Genomic DNA, 16272 nt, shown 5'->3' on the forward strand with positions numbered 1-16272 from the left:
GCACTGACATCGATCGAGACGGGGACAGGGATGGAGGAGACGGGGACAGGGACAGGGATGGGGGCGGGGAGAGGCATGAGCAGACGGGGAGGGATGGGGAGGCGGGAGAGGCATGAGCAGACGGGAACAGGGATGAGTAGGCGGAGACAGGGATGAAGGGGACTTCGATGAGTGCGGCGTCCGCGGGCGGAGAGCCGGTTCCCGGCGGGACGGCGGTGGAGCCGGAGCCCGCCTGGCGGGGGCTGCCGCGGGCCGTGCTCACGCTGCGCCGGCTGCTCCTCGTCCTGTGGATGGTGCCGCTGGCCGTGGCCGTCGGGCTGCTCCTCGGGCTCCTCGCGGGCCCGGCATGGGCGGCCTTCGCCGCGCTGCCCGCGGGCCTGCTGCTGTGGGGCTGGCCGCTGCTCGGCCGCAACTGGCGGTCCTGGCGGTACGCGGAGCGCGCCGACGACCTGCTGATCCAGCGCGGCGTGCTGTGGCGCGAGGAGACGGTGGTCCCGTACGGCCGGATGCAGCTCGTCGAGGTCGAATCGGGGCCGCTGCAGCGGAAGTTCGGGCTCGCGAGCCTGCAGCTGCACACCGCGGCCGCGGCGACGGACGCGACGCTGCCGGGGCTCGACCCGCGCGAGGCCGAACGCCTGCGGGACCGGCTCACCGAGCTGGGCGAGGCACGATCGGCGGGCCTGTGAACCCCACGGACGGACCACCGGCGGAGGCTCCCGGCGCGGGCGCCGTGCAGGAGCGCCGGCTGCACCCCGTCACGCCCCTGCGCCGCGCCTGGGCGCCCCTCGCGGTCGGGGCCGGCTGGGCGGTGCACGATCCGGACGGCGTGTACCGGCGGGTCACGGACCTGGCCGTGGAGACGCTGCTGCTGGGCGGCGCCGGACTCGTCCTCGCGGCCGCCCTCTACGGCTTCCTCAGCTGGTGGTTCACGCACTTCGCGGTGACCGGGACCGAGCTGCGGATCCGCACCGGACTGCTCTTCCGTCGCACCGCCCACATCCGCCTCGACCGCCTCCAGGCCGTCGACGTCAACCAGCCGCTGCTCGCCCGCGTCGCCGGCGTCGCCAAGCTGAAGATGGACGTCATCGGCACGGACTCCAAGGACGAGCTGGCCTACCTGAGCGAGCGGGACGCCACCGCGCTGCGGGCCGAACTCCTCGCCCGCGCGGCCGGGTTCGCCCCCGAGACGGCCCGGGACGTCGGCGAGGCCCCGGTCGCGAACCTCGTCCACGTACCGCCCAAACAGCTCGCCCTCTCGCTGCTCCTGACCGGCACGACCTGGGTGCTGCTCGTCGCCGCGCTGGCCGTGCCGCCGCTGCTGTGGCTGGCCACGCACAGCATCGGCCTGCTGATCGGCACCGGACTGCCGCTGCTCGGCGCGGCGGGCGCGAGCAGCGTGGGGAAGTTCGTGAAGCAGTACGACTGGCGGGTCGGCGCGTCCCCGGACGGCCTGCGGCTCGACCACGGGCTGCTCGACAAGGAGCACGAGACGGTGCCGCCCGGCCGCGTCCAGACCGTACGGATCGTGGAGCCGCTGCTGTGGCGGCGGCGCGGCTGGGTGCGGGTGGAGCTGGACGTCGCCGGGTCGTCGAACAGCGTCCTGGTGCCGGTCGCGCCGCGCGAGCTGGCCGTGTCGGTGATCGCCCGGATCCTGCCGGGCGTCACGGTGCCGGAGCCGGACGAGCTGTCCCGGCCGCCCGCACGCGCGCGGTGGTGCCTGCCGGTGTGGTGGCGCGGCCACGGACTCGCCGTGACGGACGCGGTGTTCACGGCCCGGCGCGGGCTGCTCTGCCGCACGCTCAGCCTGGTCCCGCACGCGAAGGTGCAGAGCGTACGGCTCACTCAGGGGCCCTGGGAGCGGCGCAACGGTGTGGCCGGCCTCCACGTGGAGACCGGTGCGAACACGTCCGTCGCCGCGCGGCTGCGGGACGCGGCGGAGGCGGAACTCCTGCTCCAGGCCCAGGCGGACCGCTCGCGCACCGGGCGCAGGACGGCGCGGCCGGATCGGTGGATGGCGACGTAGGTCCGGCTGCGCGCGAGGGGGCCACGGCCTTCCGGCCGTGGCCCCCTCGCAGGTACCTGGTGACGTGCTCCGTGCCCTACGAGATCGCGCTGCGCAGATCCGCCAGGTCGAGCTGTTCCGTGTCGTCGTGGGCGGTGAGGTCGATGACCTCGCCGACGGCAAGGTCCTCCGCGTCGGCCTCGCCGAGTGCCTCCTCGCCGATCACGTCCGCGAGGTCCTTGTTCTCGATCGCCCTGACCTGGTCCCGTACGGCTTGTTCGGCTTGACCGGGCTGTGCAGTAGCTGGTTCGGCCTGCTCCGCCTCCGGGCTCATCGCGCCGAAGAAGTCGAAGCCGCCGACGGGGCGGGGCGCCCTCCGGGCGGCCGGGGTGTACGGCGCGGCCGACGCCGCGGTCGCGGCCGGTACGGGGTAGTGCCGCGGGGCCGGGGTGAGGGCGGCCGTACGCGACTGTGCGCCGGCCGCCTCGGACTTCCCCTGTGCCGCGTCCGCCCCCTCACGCCTCGCGCCGTCGCGCGTCAGCTGGTCCAGCGCGGCGTTGGCCCGGCGGTAGAGCGCGGGGCTCGGGACGCGGGCCGACGTGGCGGGCTCACTGCGGGCGGCGCCGTCGACGCGGCCGGCGCCGTTAACCCGGTCGGTGCCGTGTCCATGACCGGCGGCGCCTCCGTGACCGGTGCCGTTTCCGTGACCGGCGCTGCCTCCGTGACCGGCGCTGCCTCCGTGACCGGTGCCGCCTCCGGCGGGCAGCGCCTTCGCCGGCGCGGACGCCTCGATCGCGAGGCGTCTGCGGCCTTCGAGCGCGCTGGCCCGCTCGGTCTCCGCGGTCGCGTACCGGCGCAGCAGCGCCGCGTGTTCGGAGCGCAGGGCGGCGAGTTCGGTGCGCTTGGCGCGGAGCTTGGCCTCCAGCTTCGCGCGCAGCTCCCGCGACTCTTCGAGGTCGGACTCCAGCTCGGCTGTGCGTTCCTCGTGCTTCCACTCGTCGCTCGCTCTGGCCCGGGTCAGTTCCGCGACGCGCTTGCCGGCGACCCGGTCCCATCGGCGCATGACGACCGAGCCGACGACGGCCGCTGCTGCGGCACCGGCGACCAGGCCGCGGAGCACCACGGGTTCCGCGACCAGCCAAGCTGCGGCGGCGCAGACCAGTGAGACACCGGCGACCGTCGAGGGGGGAAGCAGCCTGTGCAGGGGTGGGGAATGGCGGTGACGTCCACGTGGCATGGCCAGAAACTTACCGCGCGTGCACGACGGACGAACCCCCGCCCGGGAAAGTGTTCCCTTGTGGTTACGTACGCCGAACCGGTTCAAGCGGCAACCAACGGTAACCCCCTCCCGTTACTTGCCACTTGGGTCCGCACTTCGGCCCGGACTTCGGCCCGGCACGCCTGGGAATGCCGACCCGAACTCAAGATCATTTCTTGAGCAGCCCCTTCGCCTCCAGGTACTCCTTCGCGGCGTCGGCCTCCTTCACGCGCTCCGCGTCGACCTTGCGGTTGAGTTCCATGAGGTCCTCGGTCGTCAGCGTCTCGGTGAGCTTCGCGAGCGCGTCGGCTATCGCCTTGTCGCCCGCGTCCTCGGCGTTCACCACGGGAAGGATGTTGTCGGCGTTCTGCAGGTTCTTGTCGTCCTTGAGCAGGACCAGGCCGAAGTTCTCCAGGGTGGCGTCCGTGGTGGTGGTCAGGACCAGCTGGTCCTCCCCGTCCTTGACGGCCTGCTTGGCCTGCGGCGTGCCGACGCCCTTGGGGTCGACGCCCGTCACGTCGATGCCGTACGTCTTCTTCAACCCCGGTGCGCAGAACGGCCGGACCTCGCATTCGTCACCGGCGGCGATCTTCACCTTCAACTTCGAGCGGCCCAGGTCGGAAAGCGTCTTGAGGTTGTTCTTCTGCGCGTATTCCTTGCTGACCGCGAAAGCGTTCTGGTCGACGGCCGCTCCGGCCGGGAGTACCTTCAGGCCGCGCGGTTCGGCGAGCTTCTTCAGCGCGGCCACGGTGTCTTCCACATCGCTCGACGCGACGGGCTTCGCCTTCGGGCCGTTCTTGTCGATGTTCAGGAATTCGGCGAGCGTCGCCGCGTATTCCGGTACGACGTCGATGTCGCCCTTCTCCAGCGACGGTTCGTAAAGCTCGCGGTTCTCCACCGTCTTGATCGAGGTGTTGTATCCGGCGTCCCGCAGAAGCTGGGAGTACAGCTCGGCAAGCACCTTCGACTCGGTGAATCCGGCCGAACCCACCACCAGCGTGCCCTTCTTGCCGGCGCCGCCCTCGCTGCCGGCGCCCTTGTCCTCCAGGCTCTTGCCGCCGCAGGCGGTGAGGCCGGCGGCCAGGCCGACGACGGCCACCGCCGCGGCCGCCCTGCGGATGCCCTGCCCAAAGTGCTTCATGGGGTATCACCAATCAATGTCGTCACGGCCGTTGTCGTACGAGAAGCAGTTGTCCTACGGGAGCGCCCTGCCCCGCATCGGGTCGAGCACCTTGCCCAGCGCCACCAGCACCCCCTCCACGAGCAGCGCGAGCGCCGCCACAAGCACCGCGCCCGCCACCACCTGCGCGGTGTCCTGGAGGTTGAACCCGGCCGTGATGATCCGGCCGAGGCCGCCCTCCCCGGCCATCGCGGCGAGCGTCGCCGTGGCCACGACCTGGACGGCCGCCGAGCGCAGCCCCGTCATGATCAGCGGGAACGCCAGCGGGAGTTCCACCCGCAGGAACAGCTGACGCCCGCTCATCCCCATGCCGCGCGCGGCCTCCACCACAGCCCGGTCGACCTCGCGCATCCCGATGTACGCGTTGGTCAGCAGCGGCGGCACCGCGAACAGCACCAGGGCGATCAGCGTCGGCAGGTCGCCGTACCGCCCGAGCGGGGTGAGCGTGAGCAGCACGAGCACCGCGAGCGTCGGCACCGCGCGGCCCACGTTGGAGAGGTTGACCGCGAGCGCTCCGCCCTTGCCGATGTGACCGAGCCACAGGGCGAGGGGCAGCGCGATCAGGCAGGCGACGGCCAGGCACGTACCGCTGAAGTACAGATGCTCGCCGAGGCGGTGCCCTATCCCCTTCTCGCCGTGCCAGTTGGCGGCCGAGGTGAGCCAGGCGAAGGCATCCTGCAGTGCGTTCATGCGGGCTCGACCACCTTTGCCGTACGGACGCCGGGGGCGCGCCCCGACCGTATGCGCGTCCAGGGCGTGAGCCACCGCTGCAGGGCGAGCAGCAGCAGGTCCGCGCCGACCGCGAGCAGCACACAGAGCACCGAGGCGGTGAGCACCTGCGCCTTGAAGTCGCTGCGCAGGCCGGACATGATCAGGCCGCCCAGACCGCCGTAGTCCACGAGGGCGCCGACCGTCGTCAGCGCGACCGTGGCGACCGTGGCTATGCGCACCCCCGCCAGCAACGCGGGAAGCGCCAGTGGGAGTTCGACCTCCCACAGCTGCCGGAACGGCCCGTACCCCATCCCGCGTGCGGCCTCGCGGGCCTCCTCCGGGACGGCTTCGAGTCCCGCCAGGATGTTCCGCACGAGGACCGTCAGGGAGTACAGCACCAGGCCCGTCACGACCAGGGCCGCCGAGAGGCCGAACACCGGGAGCAGCAGCGAGAACATCGCGAGCGACGGCACCGAGTAGAGCGCCGTGGTGAGGCCGAGGACCGGGGCCGCGAAGACCTTGCTGCGGCGCGCGAGCAGCGCGAGCGGCAGCGCGACGGCGAGCCCGATGAGGATCGAGGCGGCCGTGATGCCCACATGCTGAAGCGTCGCGTCGATCAACTCCTGGCTGCGCGTGCGGACATATTCCGCGCACACCCAGTCGTTGTCGACCAGGCAGTTTCGCCCGTCCATCCGGCCCCACCTCCCCCACAACGCCACCGGAACCAGCCCGGAACCACGCCCGGACCCAGGCCCGGGCCCCGTCCCCCGAGCGCATGTCCCCCGAACACCTGTCTGTCGGCGACCCTAAACCCCAGCACTGACAATCGCCGATAGCCGTCGTCCTGCCGCAACATGAGGTTCACGAAACGCCCACCACAAGGGGGAGCCGTGATCCGGTTCGAGCACGTCACCAAGCGGTACGACGACGGCACCACGGCCGTCGACGACCTGTCGTTCGAGGTCGCCGACGGTGAACTCGTCACCCTCGTAGGCCCGTCGGGCTGCGGCAAGACCACGACGATGAAGATGGTGAACCGGCTGATCGAGCCCACCTCGGGCCGGATCCTGCTCGACGGCGAGGACATATCCGGCGTCGACCCGGTCGAGCTGCGCCGCCGCATCGGCTACGTGATCCAGCAGGTCGGCCTGTTCCCGCACAAGACGGTCCTGGACAACACCGCGACCGTCCCGCACCTCCTCGGCGTCAAGCGCGCCGAGGCCCGCGCCCGCGCCGCCGAACTCCTCGAACTCGTCGGCCTCGACCCGTCCGTGCACGGCGCCCGCTACCCGGAGCAGCTCTCCGGCGGCCAGCGCCAGCGCGTCGGCGTGGCCCGCGCGCTCGCCGCCGACCCGCCCGTGCTCCTCATGGACGAGCCGTTCGGCGCGGTCGACCCGGTGGTCCGCGAGCACCTGCAGAACGAGTTCCTGAAGCTCCAGGCGGCCGTGCGCAAAACGGTCCTGTTCGTCACGCACGACATCGAGGAGGCCGTACGCCTCGGCGACCGCATAGCCGTCTACGGCTCCGGCCGCATCGAGCAGTACGACGCCCCGGCCACCGTCCTCGGCGCCCCCGCCACGCCGTACGTCGCCGAATTCGTGGGCGCCGACCGGGGGTTGAAGCGCCTCTCGGTCACGCCGATCGAGGAGGGCGACCTGCAACAGCCCCCGGTCGTACGGCTCGACGACCCCCTGGACCGCGCCGCCGGGCAGCTGCGCGCCGAGGGCGCCCCCTGGGCCGTCGTCCTGGACGCGGAGGGCAACCTTCACGGCTGGATCTCCGCCGAGCACACCGGCAGCAAGGGCACGGTGCGCGACCGGGCCCGCCGGATGGAGGCCTGGCTGCCCGTCGGCGCCTCCCTGAAGCAGGCGTTCGCCACGATGCTGCAGCACGACGCGGGCTGGATCGCGGTGATCGACGAGGACTCCACGGGCCGCTTCCTCGGCGTCCTGACCCCGGCGACCCTGCACGAGGCGCTGCGCCGCTCGACGACCGCGGACGCCCGGTCCATCACACGCGCGGAGGTCGACCTGGAGACAGTCACGGTGCGCTGAGCCGTACCGGGAAAACCGACTCCCCTACGGGAAGCGTCACTTGACCGAAAGCCGCTCGCTCATCCACGCCAGGGCCTGCGGGATCTCCCGCCGCCAGGTGGTGAGGTTGTGGCCGCCGCTGTCGAGGACGATCGAGAACATCCGGGTGGGCGCCCGGTGCGCCCCGCCGGCCTCGACCAGAGCGTCCTGCCTGCGCTTTCCGCCGGACGCGCGCCCGGACGCCGATCCTCATGCACCGGTTTTCCGGGCGGAGAGTGAACCCGCCTCCCACAAGCACCGTCCTAGAGGGCGCAATTTGTCCGGCGTAACCGCAGAAGCCGGGCTTCAGCTCTCTCGCAGAACCACGGGATGCGATGTCAGTCAGGACAGATGGGGAAATGTCGGGTGGGGTTGCGGCGGCTTCTCACCGGGTCCGGCGCATGCTGCGCGGCCCCCGCCCCGAGAAGGTGCCGTACCTGGTCGCCACCGCCTGCACGCTCGTGGGCCTCCTTGACATCGCCGCCGGCGTCTTCCCGCGCTTCCGGCACAGCCGCCTGCACGCCCTGGCCGAGGTCCTGCCCGGCGCACTCGGCCCCTTCGCCTCCGCGCTCGCCCTCAGCGCCGGCGTCCTCCTGCTGCTCCTCGCGCACGGCCTCAGGCGCCGCAAGCGGAGGGCCTGGCGGGCGGCCGTGTTTCTGCTCCCGGCGGGCGCCGCGGCCCAGTTCGCGTACCGGCACTCGCTCGTCGGCGTACTGATCGCCGGCCTGCTGCTCGCCCTGCTGCTGCGCCACCGGGGCGAGTTCTCCGCGCTGCCCGACCCGCGCAGCCGCCGGCCGGCGCTGGCCAACTTCTTCCTGATGGGCTCGTTCTCGCTCACCCTCGGCACGGTGATCGTCGCCACCCACCCGCGCAAGGTCGTCGGCGACCCGAGCCTCGCCGACTACCTCACCCACGTCGTGTACGGCCTGTTCGGCGCCGAGGGGCCCCTCGCGTACACCGGGCGCACCGGCTGGACCGTCGGCTACTCCCTCGGCGCCCTCGGCATGCTCACCGCGCTCACCACGGTCTACCTGGCCCTGCGCCCCGAACACCCGGCCGCCCGGCTCACCGAGGACGACGAGACCCGCCTGCGCGCCCTGCTCGACCGGCACGGCGCCCGCGACTCCCTCGGCCACTTCGCGCTCCGCCGCGACAAGGGCGTGGTGTTCTCGCCCAGCGGCAAGGCGGCCGTCACCTACCGCGTCGTCTCCGGCGTGATGCTCGCGAGCGGCGACCCGATCGGCGACGTGGAGGCCTGGCCCGGCGCCATCGAGCGGTTCATGGACGAGGCGCGCAAGCACTCCTGGACCCCCGCCGTCATGGGCTGCTCGGAGACCGGCGGCGAGGTCTGGACCCGCGAGACCGGCCTCGACGCCCTCGAACTCGGCGACGAGGCGGTGGTGGACGTGGGGGATTTCTCCCTCTCCGGGCGCGCCATGCGCAACGTGCGCCAGATGGTCAAACGCATCGAGCGGAGTGGCTACGAGACCCGGGTACGGCGCGTACGTGACCTGAGCGCGGCCGAGTTGGAGCGGGTCCGGCGCGCCGCCGACGACTGGCGCGGCACCGACACCGAGCGCGGCTTCTCCATGGCCCTCGGCCGCATCGGCGACCCCACCGACGGCGACTGTCTGATCGCCACCGCGCACAGGCGGGACGAAGTACCCGGCCCCCACGGCGACTTGAAGGCGATCCTCCACTTCGTGCCCTGGGGCGCGGACGGAGTCTCGCTCGACCTGATGCGCCGCGACCGCGCCGCCGACCCCGGCATGAACGAACTCCTCATCGTCGCCGCCCTGCAGGCCGCCCCGAAACTCGCCATCGCGCGTGTGTCCCTCAACTTCGCGATGTTCCGCTCCGCCCTCGCGCGCGGTGAACGGCTCGGCGCGGGGCCGGTGCTGCGCGGCTGGCGCGGGCTGCTCGTGTTCCTGTCGCGCTGGTTCCAGATCGAGTCGCTGTACAAGTTCAACGCCAAATTCCGCCCCCGCTGGGAGCCCCGCTTCGTGGTCTTCCGCAACAACCGCGACCTGCCGCGCATCGGCGTCGCCGCGATGCAGGCCGAGGGCTTCGTCACCCTCGCCCTGCCCCGCTTCCTGCACCCCCGCCCCGGCCCGCGGCGCCCCTGCCCGCACACCTCCGCGGCCCGGCCGCGGGAGCGCGGCGTGCAGGTCGTCTGAGCCCTCCCGACCACTGCCGTACGGCTCACTCCCCGTACGGGCCTACGCTGGAGGCATGAGTACGTTGCGCGGCCGGGGCACGGTCGAAGGCCTTCCGGAGTGGGACCGCTGTGCGGTGATGGGAGTCGTCAACGTGACGCCCGACTCCTTCTCCGACGGTGGCCGCTGGTTCGACACCACGACCGCCGTCAAGCACGGCCTCGACCTGGTCGCCCAGGGCGCCGATCTGATCGACGTCGGCGGCGAGTCGACGCGGCCCGGCGCCACCCGGGTCGACGAGGACGAGGAGCTGCGCCGGGTCGTGCCCGTGGTGCGCGGCCTCGCCTCCGAGGGCGTCGCCGTCTCCGTCGACACCATGCGCGCCGCCGTCGCCGAGGCCGCGCTCACCGCGGGCGCCCGCCTCGTCAACGACGTCAGCGGCGGCCTCGCCGACCCCGCGATGATCCCGGCCGTCGCCGCCGCCGGCGCCCCGTTCGTCGTCATGCACTGGCGCGGCTTCAGCGAGGACATGAACAGCCGCGCGGTGTACGCGGACATCGTCGGCGAGGTCGTGAGCGAGCTGCACGCGCGCGTGGAGGCGGTTGTCGCGGGCGGGGTGGCCCCCGAGCGGATCGTCCTCGACCCCGGCCTCGGCTTCGCCAAGGACGCCGAGCACGACCTCGCCCTGGTCGCCCACATGAAGGAACTGCGCTCCCTCGGCCTGCCGGTCCTGGTCGCCGCCAGCCGGAAACGTTTCCTCGGCCGGGTCCTGGCCGCAGGGCCGGACTCCGCCCCGCCGCCCGCGCGTGAACGTGACGCCGCCACCGCCGCGGTCTCCGCCATCGCCGCCCACGAGGGCGCCTGGGCGGTCCGCGTCCACGAGGTGCGCGCCACCGCCGACGCCGTCCGCGTAGCCCGCGCCGTAGAAGGAGCCCAGTGACGCCCCGTACCGACATCGAAGCCGTCGAGACCGCCAACACGTCCTTCTACGAGGCTCTGGAGCGCGGCGACTTCGAGGCGGTCTCGGACCTCTGGCTGCGCGACGAGCCCGGCGCCGCGGACGACGAGGAGAGCGTCGGCGTCTCCTGCGTGCACCCCGGCTGGCCCGCCCTCTCCGGACGCGGCGAGGTCCTCAGGTCGTACGCCCTGATCATGGCGAACACCGAATACATCCAGTTCTTCCTCACCGATGTGAAGGTCTCGGTGCACGCCGACACCGCCCTGGTCAGCTGTACGGAGAACATCCTCAGCGGCGGCCCCGCCGAGGAGGGCGCCGACCTGGGCCCGCTGGTCGGCCAGCTCGTGGTCGCCACGAATGTGTTCCACCGCACGCCCGACGGCTGGAAGCTGTGGTCGCACCACGCCTCGCCGGTGCTCGCCGAGACCGAGGACGAAGAGGGCGACGGCAGCTCCGAGGGCGGCGAAACACCCGCCTGAGTGGGTAGGCGCCCTGCCGGGATTGGATTCCCCGCCGCCGGGGTATGGGCGGCTACCAGCCCAAGACCGGCATGTCCAGAGCCCCCATGGGCACGCACTGTCAGCACCCGCAGGTAGATTCGAATGGGTCCCGCGAGCCGACCGCACTCGGCCCGGACCCGCCGAACCGACGATTGCAGGAGTGATTCGCGTGGATCGTGTCGCGCTGCGCGGCCTCAAGGCCCGCGGGCACCACGGTGTCTTCGCCCATGAACGCGAAGAGGGCCAGACCTTCGTCGTGGACCTGGTCATCGGCCTGGACACCAGGCCGGCCGCGGCCGACGACGACCTGGCGAAGACCGTGCACTACGGCATCGTCGCCGAGGAGGTCGTGGCCGTCGTCGAGGGCGAGCCCGTCGACCTCATCGAGACCCTGGCCGAGCGCATCGCACAGCAGTGCCTCAAGCACGCGGGGGTCCAGGAGGTCGAGGTGGTCGTCCACAAGCCGGACGCCCCCATCACGGTCCCCTTCGACGACGTCACCATCACGATCACCCGGAGCAACGCATGAAAGCGCAGAGCGACCCGACCGTGCAGCCGGTGCCCGCCTCCGTGGTGGCACAGGTGGATGCCGCGGACGCCACCCTCAACAACCCCAAGTTCGCCGTGATCAGCCTCGGCAGCAACCTCGGCAACCGCCTGGAGACCCTCCAGGGTGCCGTCGACGCCCTGGAGGACACCCCCGGCCTGCGCGTAAAGGCCGTCTCACCGGTGTACGAGACGGAGCCCTGGGGCGTCGAGCCCGGCAGCCAGCCCTCGTACTTCAACGCGGTCGTCGTCATCAAGACCACCCTGCCCCCGTCCTCGCTCCTGGAGCGCGCACACGCGGTCGAGGAGGCCTTTCACCGCGTACGGGACGAGCACTGGGGCCCGCGCACCATCGACGTCGACATCGTGACGTACCAGGACGTCGTCTCCGACGACCCCGAGCTCACCCTCCCGCACCCGCGGGCGCACGAGCGGGCCTTCGTCCTCGCCCCCTGGTACGACGTCGACCCCGAGGCGCAGATCCCCGGCCGCGGCCCCGTCGCCGAGCTGCTCGGCCAGGTCACCCGCGCGGGCGTCACGCCCCGCGTGGACCTGGAACTCCGGCTGCCCGAGTAGTCGTTAGGGTCAGCACGGGGCCCGCGCCAGGGCCCGGGGACCCGGACGAAGCATGACGAAAGAGGCGACCGCCACCGTGAAGCAGCTGCGCATCCGGACGCTGATCGGCCTGTTCCTGGCGGCCGGGGTGCTGTCCTGGGCGGGCGCCCGGCTCTGGGACTCGCTCGGGGAGCTGCCGAGCGTCCCGCTGGCGGCGCCGATCGTGCTCGGCGTGATCGCCGCCGTGCTGCTCGCGACCGCGCTCTCCATCCGCTCCCGGCTCCGCGCCCAGCGCGAGCGCCGCCCCGGCGCGAAGGGCGTGGACCCGATGATGGCCGCCCGCGCCCTGGTCTTCGGCCAGGCCAGCGCCCTCGTCGCCGCGCTCGTCACCGGGGTGTACGGCGGGGCGGGCGTTTTCCTGCTCAGCCTCCTGGAGGTCCCGGCACGCCGCGACCAGGCCATCTACGCCGGCTTCGCGGTCCTGGCCGGCGCGGCCGTGATCGCGGCGGCGCTGTTCCTGGAGCGCGTCTGCAAGCTCCCGGAGGACGGGGACGGGGACGACGACGAGGTGGGGGCGGCGGCCTGACCGTCCCGAACTCCCCGAGGCCTGCTTCGGCATGCCCACGGCCACGGGGGTGCCCCGGAACCAAACGCTCCGGGGCACCCCCGCCAGACCTGCCAGACCTGCCCGACGCGTCAGACCCGTCAGACCGACCCGTCGCCTCACTTGGCCATGATCAGGGCCTCACTTGGCCATGATCAGGGCCTCACTTGGCCATGATCAGGCTCATCGCCTCGGCCCGGGTCGCCGGGTCCCGCAGTTGCCCGCGCACCGCCGAGGTCAGCGTCTTCGCGCCGGGCTTGCGCACGCCTCGCATCGTCATGCACATGTGCTCACACTCCACGACCACGATCACCCCGCGCGGCTCCAGGATGTGCATCAGGGAGTCCGCGATCTGCGTGGTCAGCCGCTCCTGCACCTGAGGGCGGCGCGCATACACGTCCACGAGCCGGGCCAGCTTGGACAGGCCGGTGATCTTGCCGTCCGTGGACGGGATGTACCCGACGTGGGCGACACCGACGAAGGGGACCAGATGATGTTCACAGGAACTCATCACTTCGATGTCCTTCACGAGGACCATCTCGTCGTGGCCCAGGTCGAACGTCGTGGTGAGCACGTCCTCCGGCTGCTGCCAGAGGCCCGCGAATATCTCCCTGTACGCCCGCGCAACCCGCCCCGGCGTCTCCCGCAACCCCTCCCGGTCCGGGTCCTCGCCGACCGCGATGAGGAGTTCTCGTACGGCGTTCTCGGCTCGCTTCTCGTCGAACTCGGCGATCGAGCTCTCGCCGTCCAGCGTCACCGGGTCGGTCATCTGTGCCTCGTTCCTGTTACGACGGGCAGCGTTCCTCTACGTCTGCCGTGTGCGCACACAAAAAGCCGCGCCCCTCAAGGCTAGAACCAGAGGGGCGCGGCATACATTCCGGGCCTGCCGTGACGGCCGGGAACCGGTGATCAGCTCTCCGGGCGGTCCTCCGGGGCGGGGGACTTCGTCAGGTCCGCCGGAGTCGTCGCCTCCGTCGCCGCCGTCACCGCGGGGGTGCCGTTGGCGCCGTTGGTGAGCGACAGCTCCTTCGGCGAGAGCACCGGGGGCCTCGTCGACGGCGTACGCCGCGACGAGCCGGTCCACGCCGGGCGGGCCGGGCGCTTCACGATCGGCGCGAAGATCTCGGCGATCTCCTCCTTGCCCAGCGTCTCCCTCTCCAGGAGCTGCAGGACCAGGTTGTCGAGGACGTCACGGTTCTCGACCAGGATCTCCCACGCCTCGTTGTGCGCGGTCTCGATGAGCTTCTTGACCTCTTCGTCGACCAGCGCGGCGACCTCTTCCGAGTAGTCCCGCTGGTGCGCCATCTCACGGCCGAGGAACGGCTCGGTGTTGTCACCGCCGAACTTGATGGCACCGAGACGCTCGGTCATGCCGTACTGCGTGACCATGGCGCGGGCCGTGGTCGTGGCCTTCTCGATGTCGTTCGCGGCGCCCGTGGTCGGGTCGTGGAAGACCAGCTCCTCGGCCGCGCGCCCGCCCAGCATGTACGCGAGCTGGTCGAGCATTTCGTTGCGCGTGGTCGAGTACTTGTCCTCGTCCGGGAGCACCATCGTGTACCCGAGGGCGCGGCCGCGGGACAGGATCGTGATCTTGTGGACCGGGTCGGAGTTCGGCGAGGCCGCCGCGACCAGGGCGTGACCGCCCTCGTGGTACGCGGTGATCTTCTTCTCCTTGTCCGACATGATCCGGGTCCGCTTCTGCGGGCCCGCGACCACACGGTCGATCGCCTCGTCCAGGAAGTGGTTGTCGATCAGCTTCCCGTCCGAGCGGGCGGTCAGCAGGGCCGCCTCGTTCAGGACGTTGGAGAGATCGGCACCGGTGAAGCCGGGGGTGCGGCGGGCGACGGCCGAGAGGTCGACGTCCGGGGCGACCGGCTTGCCCTTCTGGTGGACCTTGAGGATCTCCAGGCGGCCCTGCATGTCCGGGCGGTCGACGGCGATCTGCCGGTCGAAGCGGCCGGGGCGCAGGAGCGCCGGGTCGAGGATGTCCGGGCGGTTCGTGGCGGCGATCAGGATGACGCCGCCCTTCACGTCGAAGCCGTCCATCTCGACGAGCAGCTGGTTCAGGGTCTGCTCGCGCTCGTCGTGACCGCCGCCGAGGCCGGCGCCGCGGTGGCGGCCGACCGCGTCGATCTCGTCGACGAAGACGATCGCCGGGGCGTTCGCCTTGGCCTGTTCGAAGAGGTCACGGACCCGGGAGGCGCCGACGCCGACGAACATCTCGACGAAGTCGGAGCCGGAGATCGAGTAGAACGGCACGCCCGCCTCGCCCGCGACGGCACGCGCGAGCAGCGTCTTGCCGGTACCGGGCGGGCCGTAGAGCAGCACGCCCTTGGGGATCTTGGCGCCGACGGCCTGGAACTTGGCCGGCTCCTGCAGGAACTCCTTGATCTCGTGGAGCTCCTCGACGGCCTCGTCCGAGCCGGCGACGTCGGTGAACGTCGTCTTGGGGGTGTCCTTGGTGATCAGCTTGGCCTTGGACTTCCCGAAGTTCATGACTCGGGAGCCGCCGCCCTGCATCTGGTTCATCAGGAACAGGAAGACGACGACGATGAGGACGAAGGGAAGCAGCGAGAGCAGAATCCCGACGAACGGGTTCTGCTTGGAGGGCGAGACGGTGTACCCGTCCTTGATGTCGCCGTTCTCGTAGTTCTGCTGCAGCTTGGTGGCCAGCTGGGCGCCCTGGTCGCCGATGTAGCTCGCCTGGATCTTGGCGCTGCCGCCGTACTTGCCCTTGTCTGCGTCGTCCTTCAGTTCGACCTTGATGGTCTGTTCGTCACCGGTGGTGAGCTTGGCGGTCTGCGCCTGCTTGTCGTCGATGGCCTTGATGACCTGCGCGGTGTCCACCGTCTTGAAGCCGCCGGACGAGCCGACGACCTGCATCAACACGACCACGGCGAGGACGGCCAGCACGATCCACATGACCGGCCCACGGAAGTATCGCTTCACGTCCATCCATACGGAGCGGTGTCGCCCCGTCCCTCCTGCCATAGTGAGTTTGATAAAGGCGAGTTATAAGACTGTTCTTCGGACGGTACCCCAGCATTGTCACCCGAAGCCGCGGGGGACGGCGGGCAAACCCGTCTTCCCCTGCTCCAACGGCGGGAACGCCGTGAGGGTTCCCGTGCCGCCCGGGTCCGAGCGCGAAGAGTTCTGCGGAGTTCAGCCGCCGTACACGTGCGGGGCGAGCGTGCCGACGAACGGCAGGTTCCGGTACTTCTCCGCGTAGTCCAGGCCGTACCCCACGACGAACTCGTTGGGGATGTCGAAGCCGACCCACTTCACGTCGATCGCGACCTTCGCGGCGTCCGGCTTGCGCAGCAGCGTGCAGACCTCAAGGGAGGCGGGCTCGCGGGAGCCGAGGTTGGAGAGCAGCCAGGACAGCGTCAGGCCGGAATCGATGATGTCCTCGACGATCAGGACGTGCTTGCCCTTGATGTCGGTGTCGAGGTCCTTGAGGATCCGCACCACACCGGAGGACTGGGTTCCGGCGCCGTACGAGGACACCGCCATCCAGTCCATCGTGACCGGGGTGGACAGCGCGCGCGCCAGGTCCGCCATCACCATCACGGCGCCCTTCAGGACTCCGACGATGAGCAGGTCCTTGCCCGCGTACTCCGCGTCGACCTTGGCGGCCAGCTCGGCCAGCTTCGCGTCGATCTCTTCCTTGGTGATGAGCACCGATTCGAGGTCGGTGCCCATGTCTTTCGCGTCCACCCGCACATCACTT

General features: G+C 71.3%; 16 protein-coding genes and 1 pseudogene. 9 read left to right on the forward strand and 8 right to left on the reverse strand.

The annotated features are described in order from the left end of the window. Positions 1-167: 167 nt before the first annotated feature. Both QIS99_RS22365 and QIS99_RS22370 read left to right on the forward strand, forming a co-directional pair. Positions 168-686 (forward strand): PH domain-containing protein, encoded by a 519-nt coding sequence (locus QIS99_RS22365; protein ID WP_282515371.1) that lies wholly within the window; start codon positions 168-170, stop codon positions 684-686. Then, positions 683-2023 (forward strand): PH domain-containing protein, encoded by a 1341-nt coding sequence (locus tag QIS99_RS22370; RefSeq protein WP_282515373.1) that lies wholly within the window; start codon positions 683-685, stop codon positions 2021-2023. The genes QIS99_RS22365 and QIS99_RS22370 overlap by 4 nt, the downstream gene beginning before the upstream one ends. A gap of 76 nt (positions 2024-2099) precedes the next feature. Here QIS99_RS22370 and QIS99_RS22375 read toward each other — a convergent pair whose 3' ends face one another. From QIS99_RS22375 to QIS99_RS22390, 4 genes are all read right to left on the reverse strand, one after another. After that, complete coding sequence (locus QIS99_RS22375) at positions 2100-3239, reverse strand: coiled-coil domain-containing protein (RefSeq protein WP_282515375.1); 1140 nt, start codon at positions 3237-3239, stop codon at positions 2100-2102. 190 nt (positions 3240-3429) lie between these two features. Continuing rightward, entirely contained in the window at positions 3430-4401 is a 972-nt protein-coding gene (locus QIS99_RS22380; RefSeq protein ID WP_282515376.1) for an ABC transporter substrate-binding protein, read from the reverse strand. 54 nt (positions 4402-4455) lie between these two features. Next, the gene (locus QIS99_RS22385; protein WP_282515377.1) at positions 4456-5130 is read right to left on the reverse strand and encodes an ABC transporter permease; all 675 of its coding nucleotides are present in this window, start codon (positions 5128-5130) and stop codon (positions 4456-4458) included. Continuing rightward, the gene (locus QIS99_RS22390; RefSeq protein ID WP_282515378.1) at positions 5127-5843 is read right to left on the reverse strand and encodes an ABC transporter permease; all 717 of its coding nucleotides are present in this window, start codon (positions 5841-5843) and stop codon (positions 5127-5129) included. Before QIS99_RS22390 ends, QIS99_RS22385 begins: the two co-directional genes overlap by 4 nt. A gap of 198 nt (positions 5844-6041) precedes the next feature. Between QIS99_RS22390 and QIS99_RS22395 the strand changes: the two genes are divergently transcribed. After that, positions 6042-7205 (forward strand): ABC transporter ATP-binding protein, encoded by a 1164-nt coding sequence (locus QIS99_RS22395; RefSeq protein WP_282515379.1) that lies wholly within the window; start codon positions 6042-6044, stop codon positions 7203-7205. Positions 7206-7241: 36 nt separating this feature from the next. Here the strand turns inward: QIS99_RS22395 and QIS99_RS22400 are convergent. Continuing rightward, positions 7242-7361, reverse strand: a pseudogene (locus QIS99_RS22400) (esterase); the annotation flags it as partial. A gap of 221 nt (positions 7362-7582) precedes the next feature. Between QIS99_RS22400 and QIS99_RS22405 the strand changes: the two are divergent. From QIS99_RS22405 to QIS99_RS22430, 6 genes are all read left to right on the forward strand, one after another. Continuing rightward, entirely contained in the window at positions 7583-9400 is a 1818-nt protein-coding gene (locus tag QIS99_RS22405; RefSeq protein ID WP_282515380.1) for a phosphatidylglycerol lysyltransferase domain-containing protein, read from the forward strand. Positions 9401-9455: 55 nt separating this feature from the next. Next, positions 9456-10319, forward strand: a complete 864-nt coding sequence (folP, locus tag QIS99_RS22410; RefSeq protein WP_282515381.1) for a dihydropteroate synthase — start codon at positions 9456-9458, stop codon at positions 10317-10319. After that, on the forward strand, positions 10316-10816 hold the full coding sequence (locus QIS99_RS22415) for a nuclear transport factor 2 family protein (RefSeq protein WP_282515382.1): 501 nt from the start codon (positions 10316-10318) through the stop codon (positions 10814-10816). The genes folP and QIS99_RS22415 overlap by 4 nt, the downstream gene beginning before the upstream one ends. A 190-nt stretch (positions 10817-11006) precedes the next feature. After that, on the forward strand, positions 11007-11366 hold the full coding sequence (gene folB, locus QIS99_RS22420; protein ID WP_282515383.1) for a dihydroneopterin aldolase: 360 nt from the start codon (positions 11007-11009) through the stop codon (positions 11364-11366). Further along, complete coding sequence (gene folK / locus QIS99_RS22425) at positions 11363-11959, forward strand: 2-amino-4-hydroxy-6-hydroxymethyldihydropteridine diphosphokinase (protein ID WP_282515384.1); 597 nt, start codon at positions 11363-11365, stop codon at positions 11957-11959. Before folB ends, folK begins: the two co-directional genes overlap by 4 nt. Before the next feature lie 76 nt (positions 11960-12035). Further along, positions 12036-12524 (forward strand): DUF3180 domain-containing protein, encoded by a 489-nt coding sequence (locus QIS99_RS22430; protein WP_282515424.1) that lies wholly within the window; start codon positions 12036-12038, stop codon positions 12522-12524. Positions 12525-12705: 181 nt separating this feature from the next. On the opposite strand, the gene folE is transcribed toward QIS99_RS22430, so the two are convergent. The 3 genes from folE to hpt all read right to left on the reverse strand — a co-directional run bounded on the left by folE (position 12706) and on the right by hpt (position 16244). Next, positions 12706-13311, reverse strand: coding sequence for a GTP cyclohydrolase I FolE (folE, locus tag QIS99_RS22435; RefSeq protein WP_282515385.1), 606 nt, complete (start codon positions 13309-13311; stop codon positions 12706-12708). Between the two features lie 140 nt (positions 13312-13451). After that, positions 13452-15497: an ATP-dependent zinc metalloprotease FtsH gene (gene ftsH / locus QIS99_RS22440; RefSeq protein ID WP_282515386.1), complete on the reverse strand. Its 2046-nt coding sequence runs from the start codon at positions 15495-15497 to the stop codon at positions 13452-13454. 207 nt (positions 15498-15704) lie between these two features. Beyond that, on the reverse strand, positions 15705-16244 hold the full coding sequence (hpt, locus tag QIS99_RS22445; protein ID WP_282515425.1) for a hypoxanthine phosphoribosyltransferase: 540 nt from the start codon (positions 16242-16244) through the stop codon (positions 15705-15707). Positions 16245-16272: the final 28 nt, after the last annotated feature.

The sequence above is a fragment of the Streptomyces solicavernae genome, assembly GCF_029968095.1.
In the GTDB taxonomy this organism is placed as follows: domain Bacteria; phylum Actinomycetota; class Actinomycetes; order Streptomycetales; family Streptomycetaceae; genus Streptomyces; species Streptomyces solicavernae.